The sequence below is a fragment of the Williamsia herbipolensis genome, from assembly GCF_000964005.1.
Taxonomy (GTDB): Bacteria; Actinomycetota; Actinomycetes; order Mycobacteriales; family Mycobacteriaceae; genus Williamsia_A; species Williamsia_A herbipolensis.
In genome coordinates this window covers 44,679-63,336 of sequence record NZ_JXYP01000040.1, presented here as the reverse complement: position 1 = coordinate 63,336, position 18,658 = coordinate 44,679, and the positions used below count along the sequence as shown (strand labels likewise).

The following is an 18,658-nucleotide window of genomic DNA, read 5'->3' as shown; positions in this document are numbered from 1 at the left end:
TTTCCCCGATTCGACGGCCCACGCTGCGGGGCACTCTCGACCGCATGGAGATCTGGATCGAGACGCGGACGGTGTGGCGAGCCCTGGCTTTCGTCGGCGCCGTCGCGGGGTGGACGCTGTTGGCCTACCCCTGTGTGGTCATCGGGGTGTTCCTCGCAGCGGACTCCAGTTGCGACGGCGGTGAATTACACGCGTCCGCATCGGGAGTGTGGTGGGTGATCGCGACCATCGCCGTGTGGGCAAGCCCGTTTCTCGTGTTCGCGGGATACCGACGGACTCGGCTGACGATCGCCGTCGCTCTGCTCGCGGTCATCGTGGCAGTCGTGGTCGTCGCCGCGGTTGCCTGTAACCCCGGCGAGTTCTGCTTCTGAGCGGAAGGGTCGTCAGCGCAGCAGTGCGCGCGCCATCACCACTCGCTGGATCTGGTTGGTGCCCTCGTAGATCTGGGTGATCTTGGCGTCGCGCATCATCCGCTCCACCGGGAAGTCGCGGGTGTAGCCGGCGCCGCCGAAGAGCTGCACGGCATTCGTGGTGACCTCCATGGCGACATCGGAGGCGAAACACTTCGATGCCGACGCCTGGAAGGCCAACGCCGACTCGCCGCGTTCGGCGCGGGCGGCGGCGGAGTAGACCAGCAGACGCGCGGCCTCGATCTTCATCGCCATGTCGGCGATCATGAACTCGACGCCCTGGAACTGGGCGATGGCCTTTCCGAACTGCTTGCGGTCCTTGACGTAGGCGATGGTGGCGTCGAGTGCGCCCTGCGCGATGCCGACGGCCTGCGCACCGATCGTCGGGCGGGTGTGGTCGAGCGTGGTGAGTGCGGTCTTGAACCCGGTGCCGGGTTCACCGATGATCCGGTCGCCCGGGATACGACACTTCTCGAAATAGATCTCGGCGGTCGGCGAGCCGTGCAGGCCCATCTTGCGTTCCTTCGGCCCGACCACGAACCCTTCGTCATCGGCGTGCACCATGAACGACGAGATCCCGTTGGCGCCCTTGTCGGGGTCGGTCACCGCCATCACGGTGTACCAGGAGGCCTTGCCGCCGTTGGTGATCCAGCACTTGGCGCCGTCGAGTACCCAGCCGTCACCGTCGGCGCGCGCACGGGTCCGCATAGCCGCGGCGTCGCTGCCCGCCTCCCGCTCCGACAAGGCGTAGGCGGCGATGGCGTCGCCCGACGCGACCGACGGCAGCACCTGGTTTTTGAGGTCGTCGGAGCCGCGGAGGATGAGACCGGTGGTACCCAGTTTGTTGGCGATCGGGATCATCGACGACGCCGCGCAGACCCGCGCGACCTCCTCGATCGCGATGCACACCGCGACCCCGTCGGCGCCCTGGCCGCCGAACTCGTCGGGGACGTGCAGAGCGGCGAAGCCCGCCGCGCTCAGCGCCGCCAGCGCCTCGTCGGGGTAGCGGGAGTCCTCGTCGACCTCGGCGGCATGGGGCGCGATCTGCTTCTCGGACAGATCCCGGATGGCCTCGCGGAGCGCGACGTGCTCCTCCGGAAGTGCGAACAGGTCGAAGTCGGTGGTGGTCATGGCGGGCTGCCCCCTCGGGTTCGCGGACTCCGATGCACGAGCAATCGGTTAATCGATGTTAACCGGAATCGGGGGCCGTCTGAGCCCTACGGTCGCCGCGGGCGCAGTTGTATCGTCGAGCCCATCTGATCCACGAGCATGCGAGGGGGAACCGTGTATCTGCCCACCGTCCGAACCGCCACCGCGACCTGGTTGGCGGGCACCGCCGCCGCGCTCGTCGTGCAGGGCGTGTTCCCGGAGAAGTTCGCCGAGACCACCGCGTGGGGCGTCAACGCCGGGTGGCAGCGCGAGATCGCGATTTGGAACCTCGGCACGCTCGTCGCCGGTGGCGCCATCGTCGCCGGCGACAGCGATCCGATCCGCGCCCAGCTCCGTGGTCTCACCGTGCTGTCCGCGCTGTTCGGAACGAATCACGCTGTCGCCGCGCTCCGTTCGGGCAAACCCGGCAACATCGCGTGGGCGGTCATCAACGGTGCCGGGGTCGTGTCCTCGCTCGCCGCACTCTCGCGACGCGAGACCCCGGCGCGCTGACGGCCCGCCCGCGGGTCACACGCCGATCTTGCCGCCGGTCTTCCACACCGCGACCACCGACGGTCGCGGCTGGGCCGAGCCGCCGTCGGGCCAGTTCGATGCGGGCGCGTCGGCACTGGCGTCATCGGTCTCACCCGGATGCTGGACGCACACGATGATGCGGTCGGAGGTGATGATCGGCCCGCACGTCTCGGCACCCTTGGGCACGGTGAGGAACTGCTTGGTCTCACCGCGATTCGCACCCTCGAGCGCGACGGCGAACAGCCCGTCGTTGCTCTTCAACGCGTTGCCGTCGGTCGAGATCCACAGATTGCCGTGCGGATCGAAGGCGACGTTGTCGGGGCACGAGATGGGGCTGACCTTCGTCTTGTCGAACCCGCCGTAGTAGGTGTCGGCCGCGGCGGGATCGCCGCAGACCAGCAGCAACTCCCAGGTGAACGCGGTACCGGCGTGATCGTCGGTGAACTCGATGATCTGGCCGTTCTTGTTCTCGTTGCGCGGGTTCGCCTCGTCGGCCGCCGCCTTGCCCTCGGTACCGCGCTTGGTGTTGTTGGTCAACGCGCAGTACACCTTTCCGGTCTTGGGGTGGGGTTCGATGTCCTCGGGACGATCCATCTTGGTGGCACCGGCCTTGTCGGCGGCGACGCGGGTGAACACCGCGACCTCGGCGGCGGTCATACCGTCGATCCGCGACTCCGACGTCCCGTCCTCGTTCACCGTCAACAGCGGGAGCCACGTACCCGAACCGGCGAACTTGCCGTCTGCGGGCAACTTCCCCGCGCCGTCGATGCTCTGCGGGGAGTCCCCGGTCAGCTTCGCGACATAGAGGGTGCCGACCTCGAGGATGCGCATGTTGTCCCGCATCGCCGAATTGCCGCTGCCCGAACGGATCTTGCGGCTCGAGACGAACTTGTAGATGTACTCGAAGCGCTCGTCGTCGCCCGTGTAGGCGACGACGGTGCCGTCGGAGGTGACGAAGATGTTCGCCGATTCGTGCTTCAGCCGTCCCATCGAGGAGTGCTTGATCGGCGTCGACGACGGATCGTGCGGGTTCACCTCCACGATGTAGCCGAACCGGTTGGCCTCGTTGGGATTTTTCGACAGGTCGAAGCGCTGCTCGTAGCGCCCCCACTGGTGGTAGTCCGACTCGTCGGCGAAGCTGTACCGGTCGAGTCGCTCCCTGGTGGCCTTGTCGGTGATCCCGTCGGCGCCGGCGAAGTAGTTGTTGTAGTTCTCCTCGCCGGAGAGCATCGTGCCCCAGGGCGTGAGACCGCCCGAACAGTTCGCGATGGTGCCCAGGATCGTGGTCCCGGCCGGATCGGCGGAGGTCTTCACGAACTCGCTGCCCGCGGCCGGGCCGGTGAGGGTGAACGGCGTGCTCGCGGTGATACGCCGATTGCGTTGGCCCACCACCGGGGTCAGCTTCCCGCTACCCGATTCGGCGGCCACCTCGACCACGGTGATCCCGTGCGCCGCCATCGAGACACGCGCCTGGTTCTCGGTGGGGTTCTTCGCCATGTAGCCGGCGAACATGAACTCCTCGGTCGTGTACTCCTGGTTGCACACCAGATAAAACCGGTCGGGCTCACCGTCTATCGCGATGAGACCGGCGAAGTCGTTGTTGAAGCCGAACTGCTTCGCCTGCGCCTCCGGAGTCTGTGCGGTGAAGTCGAATTCGGGAGCCCCGGGGATCACCGGGTCGCCCCACCGGATCACCACCGACTGCTCATAGCCGGCCGGGATCACGACGGCGTCGGTGGTGTTGGGGGCCACCGCGGCGAAGTTCATACCGTCACCGGTACCCGTCCCGGTGACCGGCGGCGTCGAGGGTGCCGACGTCGCCGAACCGCCGTCGTCGCCGCAGGCCGCGAGCGCCGACGCGGCGCCGAGACCGATCGCGGCGGTCGCCGTGCCCCTCAGCACCGATCGTCGCGACACCATCGACCGGACGACGTCGCCGAAGTACTCGTTGTCGCTGGTGTTGCCGGGCTCCTGCCAGCACGCCTCGCCGCACTTGTACTTGCAGGTGACATGCGCGCGACTCGACGAGCCGGGCGCAGACGAGGCAGGGGCGAACAGGGGCAGCGCGATGCGGACCACGAGAACTCTCCCAGGGCTGTGGGGGAAGGACGGACCGCGGGGACGCTACGCATCGAAGGTAAAGGGATGCCCGGCGAAAGGTAAACGATAGGCAAAGCAGAGACCCGGCCCATCCTCTGTGACCGCTAGAGGAAGGTCACGTTGTTGAGCCGGTTCGAGTCACCGTTGGTGTCGTAGGCGTAGGTGATCGAGGGAAATCCGGTGCAGTCGAGGTAGCGCACCTGTCGGCTGGCTCCGGGGGCGATGTCCTCGGAAGGGCTCGTGCGACCGCCGAAGTTCTGGGTGAACACGGCGGAGTTGATCGCGGTCACCGGGCCCAGATTGGTGACGGTGACCGTGCAGGTGCCGCGGTCGGCCGAGATGGACAGGTCGGGCAGGCCGGGTGCGGCCGTCGCCGATCCGGCGGTGACGGCGCCGGCGGCGGCGAGTGCGGCGAACAACGCCGGTGCTGCGGCGGTACGGGTGGACTTCGACATCGCAGATCTCCTCATCGTGTGGCGGCCGCGGAGATCGCGACCCACTGATGGTATCGACACGTACCAACCGTTCGTTACCATTGCGAGCGAGAAATACCTGGATGCTGAAGACCTCGGTGCGTGCTCGGTCAGCAGGCCGACGGGGTGCGTTGGCAGTGCGGGGTGGTGCCGGGAAAATACTGTCGATGCGTGGCGACCCACCGGTAGCCGACCTCCGAGAGAGGCCCGAGACCGGGGACGCGGTAGAGCATGCGTGGAATCGACACCCCCGTCGCCACGCTCGATGCGACGGCCGCGGCCTGCGCTGCCGACACCACGGCGCCGTCGTCGCCGAGCCACCAGATGGACGCCATCAGTTCCTCGTCGTCCAGCGGCCGACCCAGCGCCGCCGACAGTCGCTGCGCGCAGTCGGGTGCCTGGAGCGGCTCGAGTCGCACATCGCCGGTGCGGTTCATGCGCTCCAACAGATCTCGCGCCCGGGTGCACATGCCGCAGTTTCCGTCGAAGAACAGCACACCCGGGCCGGACGGCGGTGCGCTCACCCCGAGAGCGAGTCGCGCCAGCGGCAGAGCTCGGCGACGGGTGCGAGTTCGTAATCGGGTCCGCCGACGCCGACGGTGAAGAACGTGACGCCCTCGGCGTGCAGCTGTTCGGCCCGCTCGACGACGCCCTTGAGGCCGTCGGCCAGCGCGGCCTTCGGGTCGAACTCGACGCCGGCGGAATGCTCGATCTCGGACGGGTCGCGGCCGATGTCGGCGCAGTGCGCCTCGAGCACGCCCGACTTGTGGCGGTAGGACTCCGGGTCGACGAAGTAGTGCCACGTGTGGGCGTAGCGCGCGACGTGCTTGAGGGTCTTCTTCTCGCCACCCCCTCCGATGAGGATCGGGATCTCGCGGGTGGGCGCCGGGTTCAGCTTCGACCAGCGGTCGACGATGCGGGGCAGGGCGTCACCGAGAGCGTTCAATCGCGAACCGGCCGTGCCGAACTCGTAGCCGTACTCGGTGTAGTCCCGCTCGAACCATCCCGAACCGATGCCGAGGATGAGTCGACCGCCGGAGATGTGGTCGACCGTGCGTGCCATGTCGGCGAGCAGTTCGGGGTTGCGGTAGCTGTTGCACGTGACCAGCGCGCCGATCTCGATGGTCGAGGTCTGCTCGGCCCACGCGGCGAGCATGGTCCAGCACTCGAGATGCGAACCCTCGGGGTCGCCGTAGAGCGGGAAGAAGTGATCCCAGTTGAAGGCGACGTCGACGCCGATGTCCTCGGCACGGCGCACCGCGTCTCGGATCTGCGAATAGTCGCTGAAGTGTTGTGGCTGGAGCTGGACACCGATGCGCACCTTGTTTGCCATGCCTCAGTCATACCGGCTCCGGCATCCGGGCGCCGCCGATCGCACGAGCCGGCGCGACCGCAGCCGCCCGGCGCTGCGCCGATGTCAGAGCCGGGTGCGAACATGTGTTCGTGAGGGAGCGGGTGTCGACCGACGGTGCGGCGTCGATCCTGCACGCCGACCTCGACTCGTTCTACGCCTCGGTCGAGCAGCGCGACGACCCACGGCTGCGTGGTCGCCCGGTGATCGTCGGCGGCGGGGTGGTGCTCGCGGCGAGCTACGAGGCGAAGGCCTTCGGCATCCGCACCCCGATGGGTGGCAGTGCCGCGTTGCGGTTGTGCCCGCACGCGGTGGTCGTCCCGCCGCGGTTCGATGCCTACACCGAGGCGAGTCGCGCGGTGTTCGACGTCTTCCATGACACGACACCGCTGGTCGAGGGGATATCGATCGACGAGGCGTTCCTCGACGTCGGCGGTCTCCGGCGGATCAGCGGGACGCCCGTGGAGATCGGTCGACGCCTCCGCCTCCGCGTGGCCACCGAGGTCGGGCTGCCGATCACCGTCGGCATCGCCCGCACGAAGTTCCTCGCCAAGGTGGCCAGCGCGGTCGCGAAGCCCGACGGGCTGCTCGAGGTCGCCCCGCACGCCGAACTGGAGTTCCTGCACCCGCTGCCCGTCGAACGCCTGTGGGGCGTGGGCACCGTGACCGCGGCGAAGCTGCACGACAGCGGCGTCCACACCGTCGGCGACATCGCCGACATGGGCCACGAGATGCTGGGTTCGGTGGTCGGCCGATCGGCCGGAGCGCACCTCTATGCGCTGTCGCTGGCTCGCGATCCGCGTCCGGTCCACGTCGGCAAACGCCGCCACTCGATCGGATCGCAGCGGGCGATCGGGCGAGGACCCCATGCGATGAGTGACCTCGAGGCGACGGTCGTCGCCATCGTCGACAGGCTGGGTCGACGCCTTCGCCATGCGAACCGGGTCTGCCGAACCCTTGTGCTGCGATTGCGCTTCGACGACTTCACCCGCGCGACGCGGTCGCACACCCTCGACGAGGCGACGGCCTCGACGCAGATCATCATGGTCGGCGCCCGACGGCTGCTCGCCGACGCGTCCGATCTCCTCACCGAACGTGGTTGCACCCTGATCGGCATCTCCCTGGCCAATCTCGACGACGCCGATTCGGTGCAGTTGGCGTTGCCGTTCGGCGAGCAGGAGAAGCACCGGGAATCGACCAGCGGCGCCCAGGTCACCCTCGACACCTCGGCGCTCGACGCCGCCGTCGACGGCCTTCGCGAGCGGTTCGGCGCCGGTGCGCTGACCCGTGGCGTCCTTCTCGGTCGCGCCGATCACGGTGAGGTCCCGAAACTGCCCGACTGACCCGCCGTTGTGGTGCGTTCCAACGCCTACCCGGGTAACAAGAACGCGTTGCAGTGTCCTATGGTGAGTGCGTGAAGTCACAATTACGCGCGATCGCCATGACGATCACCCTTGTCGCCGGTGTCGGGACCGTCGCCACCGGGACCGCGTCCGCCGCTCCCGGAGACACGTTCTACACGCCGCCGTCGAGCTATTCGTCCGAACCCGGCTCGATCATCAAGTCGCGCGGGACGCCGCTGTTCCTCCAGATCCCGGGCGTGCCCCGCGCGTTCCCGGGCAACGGCAGCACCATCATGTACACCTCGAAGCTGCAGGACGGCACGCCGACCGCGGTCACCGGCACGGTCATCGAGCCGTTCGCGCCGTGGCGCGGCAAGGGGCCGCGGCCGACCGTCGTGATGGCCCCCGGCACAATCGGCCAGGGCGATCAGTGCGCCCCGTCGAAGCTGTTCGGTCTGCCGGTCTCGATCGACCTCGCCAAGCCCTCGCTCGGCGTCAACTACGAGGGCCTCTTCGCCAATCTGCTGTTGTACCAGGGCTACCGGATCATGATGACCGACTACATCGGTCTCGGCACCCCGGGGATCCACACCTACGTGAACCGGGTCGAGGAGGGGCACGCCGTCCTCGACGGCGCCCGCGCGGTCCTCAACTTCGCCAAGCTGCCGAAGGACTCGCCGGTCGGGTTCTGGGGCTACTCGCAGGGTGGTGGCGCGACGGCGTCGGCCGCGGAGATGGCATCGACGTACGCGCCCGAGCTGAACATCAAGGGCACCTACGCGGGTGCGCCCCCGGCGGATCTCGAGAGCGTGCTGAAGAAGGTCGACGGGACGTCGATCGTCGGCGTGATCGGCTACACCATCAACGGTCTCGTGGCCCGATACCCCGAGCTGGGACCGATCATCGACCGTGAGGCGAGCCCGGCCGGCCGGCAGATCCTGAAGACCCTGTCGACCGACTGCATCGGCGACACCTTCTTCCGGTACGGCTTCCGGTACACCAGCGAATGGACCAACTCGAAGCAATCGCTGTACCAGATCTCGCAGAAGTACCCGGTGATCCAGAAGGCGCTGAACGATCAGCTGATCGGGAAGTTGAAGCCGAGCGCACCGGTGCTCGTCGAGACGGGTGTCAACGACGACATCATCCCGAATGCTCAGGTGATGACGATGGTCAACAGCTGGCGATCGCAGGGGGCGAACGTGATCGTGTCGACCGACCGCACCCCGCCGATCCTGTCGAGGTTGGCGCTGAACCACGCTCTTCCGTACCTGTTCAGCACCGTGCCGGCCTACAAGTTCCTGTTCGATCGGTTCAACTCGCCGAACTGATAGCGGGCACACCGACGCCGACGGCGCCGACCTCCTCGACCGAGGGGTTCGGCGCCGTCGTGCGTTGCGGTGCACTCGGGAGTGCAATGCGATCAGGGCAGCAGGGCGACCTTGCCTCCGGGGTGGCCGTCCATGACGAAGGCCAGGGCGTCGACGGCGTCGGCCAGCGGAACGGTGCGCGCCATCGGCACGTCGAGATCGCCGCGGCCGGCCATCGAGATGAGTTCTGCGCGAACGGCATCGCGGAACGCCGCGCTGGCCGGCATGGCGCCGGCGATCGCGCGCAGCCCCTCGCGTTCCGCGCGCGGCATGTTGACCACCGTGACGAACCGATCGGGATCGACCAGCGCCGCCGACACGTCGAACGCCTCGTCGGTGCCCGCCGCGTCGAGCGCGGCGTCGACCGGACCGATCTCCCGGACCCGGTCGAGCAATCCGTCGCCATAGGCGACCGCGACACCACCGAACCGGCGGACGCGTTCGGCCCCGGACTCACCGGCCGTGCCGATGACGGTGATCCCCCGCGCGCGGGCGAGTTGGCACACCGCGACACCCACGGCACCCGATGCGCCGTGCAGCAGCACCGTCTCCCCCTCGGCCGCACCGACCACGTGCAGCATCTCCGCCGCCGTGGTTCCCGCGAGCAACAGGTTGGCGGCCTTCTCGAACGGCACGCCGGGCGGCTTGGCGAACACGTCACGCGCAGGGACGGTGATCGCGGTCGCGTACCCGCCCCGCACGCGGAAGGCGAGGACCTCGTCGCCCACCGACACCGGGCCCGAACCGATCTCGGTGTCGGGGCCGATCGCGGAGATCACACCCGCGACCTCGTACCCGACCGGCAACGGGAACTGCGCGCCCTCGCGCATCGTGTGTTTCAGATCGGCGGGATTGACGCCCGCGGCGCGGACGTCGATGGTCACCTGACCCGATTCCGGTGGCGGCACCTCGTGATCGACGAAGCGGAAGTCCTCGAGACCTCCGCCGCCGTGGGCTTCCCATCGCTTCGCGTTCATGCTGCCGAATCCCTGTCCTGTGATGCGGGCGTTCGTCGCGGTACGTACCGCATCGCGACGGCGCCCGACTCGTACTCCTGACGTCCCACCCATTCCAGATCGAGCGGTGCCCGCAGACCGTCGAACAAGCGCGGCCCGTGTCCCGCGACACGGGGGTGCACCACGAATTCGTACTCGTCGATGAGATCCAGTTCGGCGAGCGCCATCGGCAGCATCACCCCGCCCAGACAGATGCCGTCGCCGGGCTCGGCCTTGAGTGCGGTCACCGCCTCGGCGAGGTCGCCGCGGATCAGCTCGGCGTTCCAGTCCACGCCCGACAACGTCGATGAGACGACGTATTTCTTCGCGGGGTCGATGACCGCGGCGAACGGGTCGGCGTCATCGTCCGCGCCGCGGAAGGCCGATTCCATCATCTCGTAGGTGACGCGACCGAACAGCAGCGCGTCGGCCTGCGACAGCCTGTCGGCGGCGCGCCGGTGGAGTTCGGCGTCGGGGGTGATGCCGCGATGGTCACAGCATCCGTCGAGTGTGACGTTGATCGAGTAGAGGAGCGGGCGCATTCCTCAGTGATACCCCCACCCGTGGTGTCGCGGGCCGAACGCGAAGAACCCGCACCCGTCGAAACAGATGCGGGCTCTTCGTGAGTCACGCGATCAGATCATCTTGATCAGATCAGGCGTCGGCTCCGATCCCGATTCTGCTCGTCAGGAATCGGCTCCGATGATGAACTCCTCGAGCTGGGTGCGCGCGACGTCGTCGGCGAGCTGCTCCGGGGGGCTCTTCATGAGGTAGGCCGAGGCCGGGAGGATGGGTCCGCCGAGGCCGCGGTCGAGCGCGATCTTCGCCGCACGCACGGCGTCGATGATGATGCCGGCCGAGTTGGGCGAGTCCCAGACCTCGAGCTTGTACTCGAGGTTCAGGGGCACGTCGCCGAAGGCACGACCCTCGAGGCGCACGTAGGCCCACTTGCGGTCGTCGAGCCACGCGACGTGGTCCGAGGGGCCGATGTGGACGTTCTTGTCCTCGATTTTGTTGGCCAGCGAACCGTGCAGGTTCGAGGTGACGGCCTGGGTCTTGGAGACCTTCTTCGACTCCAGACGCTCACGCTCGAGCATGTTCTTGAAGTCCATGTTGCCGCCGACGTTGAGCTGGTAGGTGCGGTCGAGCGCGACGCCGCGGTCCTCGAACAGCTTCGCCATGACGCGGTGGGTGATGGTGGCACCGACCTGGCTCTTGATGTCGTCGCCGACGATGGGGACGCCCGCGGCGCGGAACTTCTCGGCCCACTCGGGGTCGGAGGCGATGAACACCGGCAGGGCGTTGACAAAGGCGACACCCGCGTCGATGCAGCACTGCGCGTAGAACTTGTCGGCCTGCTCGGACCCGACGGGCAGGTAGGACACGAGGACGTCGACCTTGTTGTCCTTGAGCGCCTGCACGACGTCGCCGCCCTCGCCGTCGGCCTCGGTGATGGTCTGGCGGTAGTACTTGCCCAGGCCGTCGAGGGTGTGGCCGCGCTGCACGGTCACGCCGGTGGGCTCGACATCGGCGAACTTGATGGTGTTGTTCTCCGAGGCGAAGATCGCCTCCGAGAGGTCGAAGCCGACCTTCTTGGCGTCCACGTCGAACGCGGCGACGAACTCGACGTCGCGGACGTGGTACTTGCCGAAGGTCACGTGCATGAGGCCGGGGACCGTGGCGGTCTCGTCGGCGTCCTTGTAGTACTGCACGCCCTGGACCAGGGATGAGGCGCAGTTACCCACACCCACAATGGCCACGCGGACTGAGTTTGTGTCACCCATGGTCGGGATCTCCTTCTTTCTGTGGTGAAACTGATGTTGTATCCGGTTCGAGCAGCTGGGAATCGGGCTCGGCCGCCGATTCGGCGGCGATGAGCTCGTTGAGCCAGCGGACCTCGCGTTCGCTGGACTCCAGGCTCAGCTGGTGGAGCTGTCGTGTGTAGCGGTCGACGGCCCGGTTGGACCGACCCACCGCCTCACGCAGTCCTTCACGGCGTTCCTCGACCTGGCGTCGACGACCCTCGAGAATCCGCATGCGAGCCACGGCCGGCGTGCGGCTGAAGAATGCGAGATGCACCCCGAAGCCGTCGTCGGTGTAGTTCTGCGGACCGGTGTCGGCGACCAGTTCGGCGAAACGTTCCCGTCCCGCGGGGGTCATCTTGTAGACCCTGCGCGCACGTCGCTTGAGAGTTCCCTGCGGTCCGGCGTCCTCTTCGATGAGGCCGTCGGTCTGCATCCGGCGGAGTGTCGGATACAGCGATCCGTAGGAGAAGGCGCGAAATGCGCCCAGCAGTCCGGTGAGGCGCTTGCGCAGCTCGTAGCCATGCATGGGTGCCTCGAGGAGCAGACCCAACACCGCCAACTCGAGCATTGCGTGACCCCTTTCCCGACCTGTCGAACGAACGTGTGGCACTGACACTACCCGCAATGTATCGCGCCGATATAATCGGGATAGGAAACCGCGTGTGAACTGGGGTTTACCGCGACCGGGTGTGCGGGTGTCCGGCAAGGGTCGTGCCGGCGCTGGTGGCCGGGTGCACCCGAACCCGTGGGCAGCCGCGCGGCTGCACGTACTCTTGAGATCGTGCTTGTGCAGAGACAGACGGTGGATTACGCGCTGCAGCGCAGATCCCTGCTGTCCGAGGTCTACGCCGGACGGACCGCCGTCGGTGCGGTGTGCGACGCGGACCCGTATCTGTTGCGTGCCGCCAAGTTCCACGGCCGCCCCAGCACCGTGCTGTGCCCGGTGTGCCGCAAGGAGCAGCTGACCTTGGTCTCCTGGGTGTTCGGGGACAAGATGGGTACCGTCAACGGCTCGGCCCGGTCGACCGAGGAGATCACGCGCCTGGCCGCGAGCACCGAGGAGTTCTCGGTGCACGTGGTGGAGGTCTGCCGGAGCTGCCGGTGGAACCACCTGGTGCAGTCCTTCGTTGCCGGGCTGCCCGTACGACCGCGCGCCCGCCGGTCGCGGCGGGTGGCCGGTACCGGCGAGTGACGCCGGAAACGGCCACGGTGACCCGAACGATGTGACCGCCGCGGGACGACCGCGGCGACCTGCCCGCCCCGACGTCGGTGGCGGGCTCGAACTATGAGTATGGAGACGGTGTTGTGAGCAACGGAACTGGCGCCCAGCCGCGCACGGTCCGCGAGAAGAAGCGCTCGCGGCTGAATGTCGTGGCGTGGACCCTCGGAATCCTCGGCAGCCTGGTCCCCCTCGGGGTCGTGGTGATGGCCGTGGTGTTCCTCTTCACCTACCTCGGCGCCTCGGTGCCCGGTCCCGACTCGATCAAGCAGAACCAGGTCGCCACGATCCTCAACGCCAACGGCGGCGAGATCGCCCGCATCGTGCCGCCGGAGGGCAACCGCACCGACGTCACGATCGACAAGATCCCCAAGGCCGTGCAGGACGCCGTCATCGCGGCCGAGGACCGGCAGTTCCGCACCAACGCGGGGTTCTCGCCCACCGGTCTGGCGCGTGCGGTGATCGGTCAGATCACCAACAACGACGACGCCGGCGGCGGATCGACCATCACCCAGCAGTACGTGAAGAACGCGCTCGTCGGCGACGAGCGCAGCTACACCCGCAAGTTCAAGGAACTGGCGATCGCGACCAAGATGTCCAACGAGTGGACCAAGAACGACATCATGGCCGCCTACCTCAACACCATCTACTTCGGTCGTGGTGCCTACGGCATCTCCGCGGCGGCGCGGGCGTACTTCAACAAGGACATCACCCAGATCAACGTGCCCGAGGCCGCGGTGCTGGCGTCGTCGATCCGGTCGCCGTCCTTCTACGACCCGGCGACCAATCTGGCGGCCGCGCAGGCGCGCTGGCGCTACGTCCTCGACGGCATGGTCACCATCGGTGCACTCACCCCGAGTGACGAGGCGACGCTGCAGTACCCGAAGGTCGCCGCCCCGCGCGACTCCTCGGGCACGACCACGACCGGACCGAACGGGCTAATCAAGCAGCAGGTGCTCGCCGAGCTCAGCTCGTTGAACATCTCCGAGCAGGACGTCCAGACCGAGGGTCTGAAGATCACCACCACCATTGACCCGAAGGTGCAGCGGTCGGTCGTCTCGGCGGCCAACGGCCAACTCGAGGGTGAGCCGAGCAACGTCCGCGACGCGGTCGTGTCGATCGATCCGAACACCGGCGCGGTGAAGGGCTACTTCGGCGGCAACAACGGTCAGGGCTACGACTACGCGCAGGCCGCATTGCAGACCGGTTCGTCGTTCAAGGTGTTTGCGCTGATCGCGGCGCTCGAACAGGGCGTGCCGCTGTCGAAGGTGTACTCCTCGGCGCCGTTCGACGCGCCCGGTGGCCTCACCGTCACCAACTCCGACGGCGAGAGCTGCGGCTCGTGCAACCTCGCGACCGCGTTGAAGATGTCGCTCAACACCGTCTACTACCGCCTGATGATGGATCTCGACGGACAGGCCCAGGCCGTGGCCGACGCCGCGCACCAGGCCGGCGTCGCCGAGAGCTTCGGTGACATCAAGAAGACGCTGCAGAACACCGACGGCACCGGCGTCGAGGGTGGCGTGGTGCTCGGCCAGTACCCCTCGCGGGTGATCGACATGGCCTCGGCGTACGCGACCCTGGCCAACCAGGGCGTCTATCACGCACCGCACTTCGTGCAGAAGGTCGAGACCTCCGACGGGACGGTGCTCTACGAGCGCAAGAACGACAGCGGCGAGCGTCGCTTCTCCGCTGCGGTGGCCAACAACACCACCGCCGCGATGCAGCCGATCGCGGCGTACTCCAACGGTCACTCCCTCGACGACGGTCAGCGGCCGTCGGCGGCCAAGACCGGCACCACCCAGCTCGGCGACACCGGCCAGAACAAGGACGCCTGGATGGTCGGCTACACCCCGCAGCTCTCGACCGCGGTGTGGGTCGGTACCGACGCCGGTGTGGCTTTGAAGAACTACAACGGCGCGATCGTCTACGGATCGGGCCTGCCGTCGGACATCTGGCAGGCCGCGATGGACGGGGCGTTGGCCGACGAGCCGATCGAACAGTTCCCGACACCGGCCGCCATCGGTGGCGTCGCCGGCGTCCCCGAGGAGGCGCCGCGCACCACCGCCACGCGCCGGTCGCGGGAACAGGACAGCGAGACCACCGAACCGGAAGCGCCGGTCACCACCTTCGCGCCGCCGTCGGCCACGCTGGCCCCCGGTGTCACGATCCCGCTCCCCGGTCCGCCGACGGAGACCGTGATCACCCCGACACCGCAGGATCCCGCCGGCGCCGGTAACGGGCCCTGACGGGTCACCGGCCGATGGGCGATCGCGAGACCGATCCGAGGACACCGGAGTCGACGGATCCCGACTTCTGGGATTCGCCGACCCGCCTGTCGGACGATCTGCGGGAGAACACCTCTCGTGATCTGCCGTCGCGGACCGACTCCGTCGCCCGCGAGGCCTCGATCGCCGTGGGCGGCCCGCTGGGGTTGCACGCCGTGGTCGGCCGGTCGCGTTACCTGACCCCGCTGCGGGTGATCCTGCTGATGGCCCTCGTGGCCCTGGCGCTGGGGTGGTACGGGAAGGCGGGGTGTCTGCAGCAGGCGCCCGCCGCCGGGTCGGCCGCCTCGGGCACCGAGCGATTCGAACTGGACTGGAGCAACCACCGGCAGTACATCGCGCTGTGCTACTCCGACACGATCCCGCTCTACACCGCCGAACGGCTCGACACCGGTGCGCTGCCGTACAAGTCGTCGTGGGAGCAGAAGCGTCCCGACGGCTCCACCGAGACGCGCTACATGGAGTACCCGGTGCTCACCGGCATGTACATGTACGCCGCGATGGAGGTCTCGCACGGCTGGCGGTGGGCCCACGACAACTGGGGCGTGCCCGGTGCGCTCGACGTCGTGTTGTTCTTCAACGTCGTCGCCCTCGGTCTCGCGCTGTTCTGGCTGCTGACCATCTGGGCGACCGCTCTCACAGCGGGTGTGCGGATCTGGTCGGCCGCCATCGCGGCACTGTCGCCGCTGGTGATCGTGCACATCTTCACCAACTTCGACGCCATCGCCACCGCGCTGCTCGCGCTGGCGATGCTGGCCTGGGCACGCAAGAACCCCTGGGCGACAGGGCTGTTCCTCGGGATAGGCGTCGCGGCCAAGTTGTATCCGGGTCTGATGATCATCCCGTTGGCGGTGCTGTGTCTGCGGGCGGGTCGTATCCGCGAGTTCGCGGTGACCGTCGCGGTCGCGGTCGCGGCGTGGCTGGCGGTGAACCTGCCGTTCATGGTGACCGTCCCGACGGGGTGGTGGGAGTTCTTCCGCTACAACTCCGATCGCGGTACCGACCCCGACACCTGGTTCACGGTGGTCAGCAAGGTCAGCGGGTACGCGTGGGATGCCGACGCGAACGGCAGGTCCGACCTCGTCAACGGGATCTCCCTCGGTGCGTTCGTCGCCGTGTGCGTGGGTGTGGTGTTCGTCGGACTGCACGCCCCGAGGCGACCGCGTCTGGCGCAGCTGATGTTCCTGACCGTCGCGGGGTTCCTGCTCGTGAACAAGGTGTGGAGTCCTCAGTATTCGTTGTGGCTCGTGCCACTGGCCGTACTGGCACTCCCGCGCACCCGTCTGCTGGTCGCGTGGATGGTCCTCGACGCCCTCGTGTGGATCCCACGGATGGGTCTCTATCTCCCCGCCGACGTGAAATGGCTTCCCGATCAATGGTTCACGGGAGCCGTGGTGATCCGTGCGTTCACCGTGATCGGACTGTGCGCGGTCGTGATCTGGGAGATCTACCACCCCGAGCGCGATCTGGTGCGCAGGGGACCCGACGGCGAGTTCTACGACGACCCGGGTGGCGGCGTCCTCGACGACGCCGTCGACACGATCAGTCTGCGGCCCCGCGCCGCGGCCCCGGCCACCCGAGGCCGCGCGAAGGCCGACGCGGTCAGCTGATCCGGTCCCGCAGACCCGAGCGCGCGGTCGGCCAGTCGTCGTCGGTCATCGCGAACTGCGCTGTGGTGCGCCACGATCCGTCGGGGAGCGGGCGATGCTTGCGGAGCAGGCCCTCGAATTGGGCGCCCAGCTTCGCGATCGCCGCACGCGACTGGGCGTTGCGCTCGTCGGTGTGCCACACCACCCGCACGGCGCCGCACGTCTCGAAAGCATGCTGCAGCAGAAGTAGTTTGGACTCGGGATTGACCGTGGTGCCCTGGACGCGACGCGAGTACCAGGTGTAGCCGATGGCCACCGAGCGGTTGCGGGGGTCGATGTCGTAGAAGCTCGTGGTGCCGACGATCGCGTCGGTGCCGTCGAGGGTGTCGACCACCGCGAACGCCACCCGCGCGGGATCGGCGTCGGCGGTGGCGATGTAACCGTGTGCCGCGGGTTCGTCGCCCGGGACGGTGGTCCAGCGGAAGGCGTCGGGCTCGTCGACGGCCGCGGCCAGCTCTGCGGCGTCGTCGTCGGTCAACGGGCGCAACCGAACACGGGTGCCGGGCAGAGTCGGGGCGCCGATCCAGGTGGAGATGTCGCTGTGCGCAGTCACACGGCGACGGTAGCGGGGACCCGTTCGAGAAAGCCATCGGGTTTCGGCGTGCGTACCCGCAGCGGCGCGCGCACGAAGGCGACCATGAGGATGGCCAGCAACACCGCGTGCGTCCACACCCCGAACTGCACGCCACCCATCACCCACCACTTCATCGGCGATCCCGAGGTGTAGATGCCGAAGAGCCGGAAGATGGTCAGGTCCAACGACAGATCCGCCAGCAGGTAGAGCGCGATGATCGGCCAGGCCACCCGCAGGAGCACGAAGAACGGCAGGATCCACAGCGTGTACTGCGGCGAGTGGACCTTGTGGAACAGCATGAAACCGGCCAACATGGCCGCGCTGACGCCGATCCACGGGTAGGCCTCACCGCTGCGCCACACCCGTACCCCGAGGTAGATCACGACGGCGAACGACGCCAGGATCAGCAGGGGTGACGCGACACCGACGATCGAGTTGTAGGTGGAGTTCATCCCGCCGGTGAGATGGCGGACACCCCAGTACCAGACAGAGTTGGTGTCGACGTCGGATTTGCGGCGCCCCTGGAACGACAGGGACGCCTTCCACCCGTCGAATCCGCCGATCATGAACGGCAGCTGGATGGCCACCACGGTGACGACGGCGGCGCCGATGACCCATGCCGCCCCGACGCGGTCGAGGGCCCGGCGGCCGAGCGCGGCGGCGTCGCGTGGTGTGCCCCGGGTCAGGACATAGGCCGCGAGAGGGAGCACGAACAGGCCCGGATAGAGCTTGAGGCAGAAGCCGATCGCCAGCAGCACCGACGCGATCACGCTGCTCGTCCGCAACGACAGGCGTGGTGCGCCCGTCCGCGGGGAGGTCTGCGCGCCGGAGACCATCACCGCCACGGCGCCGACCGCGGTGGCGACCACCGGCAGTTCCCAGTTGTGGAACGCGTAGAGGATCAGCGGCGGCGTCGCGGCCCACAGCAGCGCCCACCAGCGGACCAGCAGGCCGAGCAGCACCGTCACGAGGATGCCGAACGGCAGCAGGATGAGCGCCGAGTGCATGAAGAACTGGGTGTCGGTGTGGGCGCCGATCGCACCGAGGTACATCAGCAGCCCCGAGAGCACCGGGTACTCCACGACCCCGCCGTACAGCACGCCGTCGTCGGTGATGCCGCCGTGGATGTAGGGGAACACGTGGTTGTTGATGTCGCGTCCGACCCACAGGAACTGCAGGTCCGAGTAGCACGGCATGAGCAGTTCGTTCTTGCCCACCGGCCAGTGTTTGCTGCGGCCGTCGGGGAAGTACGGCGCGCCGCCGCAGTCGAGTTTGCCTAGGTAGCCGAGCCACATGAACACCAGGCTGAGCACCACGAGGACGAGCAGGACGACCGCGAGGTTGCCCTTCGCGGCGTGCCATCGCAGGCGCCACCGATCGGACGTGGACATCGCGGGCATG

Annotated in this window: 18 protein-coding genes; 7 read left to right on the top strand and 11 right to left on the bottom strand. The window is 67.9% G+C overall.

What is annotated here, in order from left to right:
- Positions 1-44 precede the first annotated feature (44 nt).
- On the top strand, positions 45-371 hold the full coding sequence (locus TU34_RS20930; RefSeq protein WP_045824852.1) for a hypothetical protein: 327 nt from the start codon (positions 45-47) through the stop codon (positions 369-371).
- 12 nt (positions 372-383) lie between these two features.
- Here the strand turns inward: TU34_RS20930 and TU34_RS20925 are convergent, their stop codons facing one another.
- Positions 384-1,541, bottom strand: coding sequence for an acyl-CoA dehydrogenase family protein (locus TU34_RS20925; protein ID WP_045824851.1), 1,158 nt, complete (start codon positions 1,539-1,541; stop codon positions 384-386).
- Positions 1,542-1,694: 153 nt separating this feature from the next.
- Here TU34_RS20925 and TU34_RS22550 point away from each other — a divergent pair, with 153 nt between their 5' ends.
- Positions 1,695-2,072, top strand: coding sequence for a hypothetical protein (locus TU34_RS22550; protein WP_052689125.1), 378 nt, complete (start codon positions 1,695-1,697; stop codon positions 2,070-2,072).
- 15 nt (positions 2,073-2,087) lie between these two features.
- Here TU34_RS22550 and TU34_RS20915 read toward each other — a convergent pair whose 3' ends face one another.
- The 4 genes from TU34_RS20915 to TU34_RS20900 form a co-directional block, all read right to left on the bottom strand.
- Positions 2,088-4,172 carry a PhoX family protein gene (locus TU34_RS20915; RefSeq protein WP_045824850.1) on the bottom strand — a complete coding sequence of 695 codons (2,085 nt, stop codon included), beginning with the start codon at positions 4,170-4,172 and terminating at the stop codon, positions 2,088-2,090.
- A gap of 125 nt (positions 4,173-4,297) precedes the next feature.
- Positions 4,298-4,648, bottom strand: coding sequence for a hypothetical protein (locus TU34_RS20910; RefSeq protein ID WP_045824849.1), 351 nt, complete (start codon positions 4,646-4,648; stop codon positions 4,298-4,300).
- Positions 4,649-4,776: 128 nt separating this feature from the next.
- Complete coding sequence (locus tag TU34_RS20905) at positions 4,777-5,190, bottom strand: thiol-disulfide oxidoreductase DCC family protein (protein ID WP_238981420.1); 414 nt, start codon at positions 5,188-5,190, stop codon at positions 4,777-4,779.
- Positions 5,187-5,999: an LLM class F420-dependent oxidoreductase gene (locus tag TU34_RS20900; protein ID WP_045824848.1), complete on the bottom strand. Its 813-nt coding sequence runs from the start codon at positions 5,997-5,999 to the stop codon at positions 5,187-5,189. Before TU34_RS20900 ends, TU34_RS20905 begins: the two co-directional genes overlap by 4 nt.
- Before the next feature lie 110 nt (positions 6,000-6,109).
- Here TU34_RS20900 and dinB point away from each other — a divergent pair, with 110 nt between their 5' ends.
- Positions 6,110-7,360: a DNA polymerase IV gene (gene dinB / locus TU34_RS20895; protein ID WP_045824871.1), complete on the top strand. Its 1,251-nt coding sequence runs from the start codon at positions 6,110-6,112 to the stop codon at positions 7,358-7,360.
- 98 nt (positions 7,361-7,458) lie between these two features.
- Positions 7,459-8,691, top strand: coding sequence for a lipase family protein (locus TU34_RS20890; protein WP_045824847.1), 1,233 nt, complete (start codon positions 7,459-7,461; stop codon positions 8,689-8,691).
- 92 nt (positions 8,692-8,783) lie between these two features.
- Here the strand turns inward: TU34_RS20890 and TU34_RS20885 are convergent, their stop codons facing one another.
- The 4 genes from TU34_RS20885 to TU34_RS20870 all read right to left on the bottom strand — a co-directional run bounded on the left by TU34_RS20885 (position 8,784) and on the right by TU34_RS20870 (position 12,098).
- Entirely contained in the window at positions 8,784-9,707 is a 924-nt protein-coding gene (locus TU34_RS20885; RefSeq protein WP_045824846.1) for an NADP-dependent oxidoreductase, read from the bottom strand.
- On the bottom strand, positions 9,704-10,267 hold the full coding sequence (locus TU34_RS20880) for a dihydrofolate reductase family protein (RefSeq protein WP_045824845.1): 564 nt from the start codon (positions 10,265-10,267) through the stop codon (positions 9,704-9,706). Before TU34_RS20880 ends, TU34_RS20885 begins: the two co-directional genes overlap by 4 nt.
- 144 nt (positions 10,268-10,411) lie before the next feature.
- A complete protein-coding gene (locus TU34_RS20875) occupies positions 10,412-11,509 on the bottom strand; it encodes an inositol-3-phosphate synthase (protein WP_045824844.1) in 1,098 nt (365 codons plus the stop codon).
- On the bottom strand, positions 11,502-12,098 hold the full coding sequence (locus TU34_RS20870; RefSeq protein ID WP_045824843.1) for a PadR family transcriptional regulator: 597 nt from the start codon (positions 12,096-12,098) through the stop codon (positions 11,502-11,504). Before TU34_RS20870 ends, TU34_RS20875 begins: the two co-directional genes overlap by 8 nt.
- A 219-nt stretch (positions 12,099-12,317) precedes the next feature.
- Here TU34_RS20870 and TU34_RS20865 point away from each other — a divergent pair, with 219 nt between their 5' ends.
- The 3 genes from TU34_RS20865 (at position 12,318) to TU34_RS20855 (ending at position 16,644) form a co-directional block, all read left to right on the top strand.
- Positions 12,318-12,722, top strand: a complete 405-nt coding sequence (locus tag TU34_RS20865; protein WP_045824842.1) for a DUF5318 family protein — start codon at positions 12,318-12,320, stop codon at positions 12,720-12,722.
- 113 nt (positions 12,723-12,835) lie between these two features.
- On the top strand, positions 12,836-14,998 hold the full coding sequence (locus tag TU34_RS20860) for a transglycosylase domain-containing protein (RefSeq protein WP_045824841.1): 2,163 nt from the start codon (positions 12,836-12,838) through the stop codon (positions 14,996-14,998).
- Positions 14,999-15,012: 14 nt separating this feature from the next.
- Positions 15,013-16,644, top strand: a complete 1,632-nt coding sequence (locus tag TU34_RS20855; RefSeq protein WP_045824840.1) for a glycosyltransferase family 87 protein — start codon at positions 15,013-15,015, stop codon at positions 16,642-16,644.
- Here TU34_RS20855 and TU34_RS20850 read toward each other — a convergent pair.
- Both TU34_RS20850 and TU34_RS20845 read right to left on the bottom strand, forming a co-directional pair.
- Positions 16,637-17,218: a GNAT family N-acetyltransferase gene (locus TU34_RS20850; protein ID WP_045824870.1), complete on the bottom strand. Its 582-nt coding sequence runs from the start codon at positions 17,216-17,218 to the stop codon at positions 16,637-16,639. The two genes, TU34_RS20855 and TU34_RS20850, sit on opposite strands and share 8 nt — an antisense overlap.
- A 14-nt stretch (positions 17,219-17,232) precedes the next feature.
- Positions 17,233-18,657, bottom strand: a complete 1,425-nt coding sequence (locus tag TU34_RS20845; protein ID WP_045824839.1) for a membrane protein — start codon at positions 18,655-18,657, stop codon at positions 17,233-17,235.
- Position 18,658: the final 1 nt, after the last annotated feature.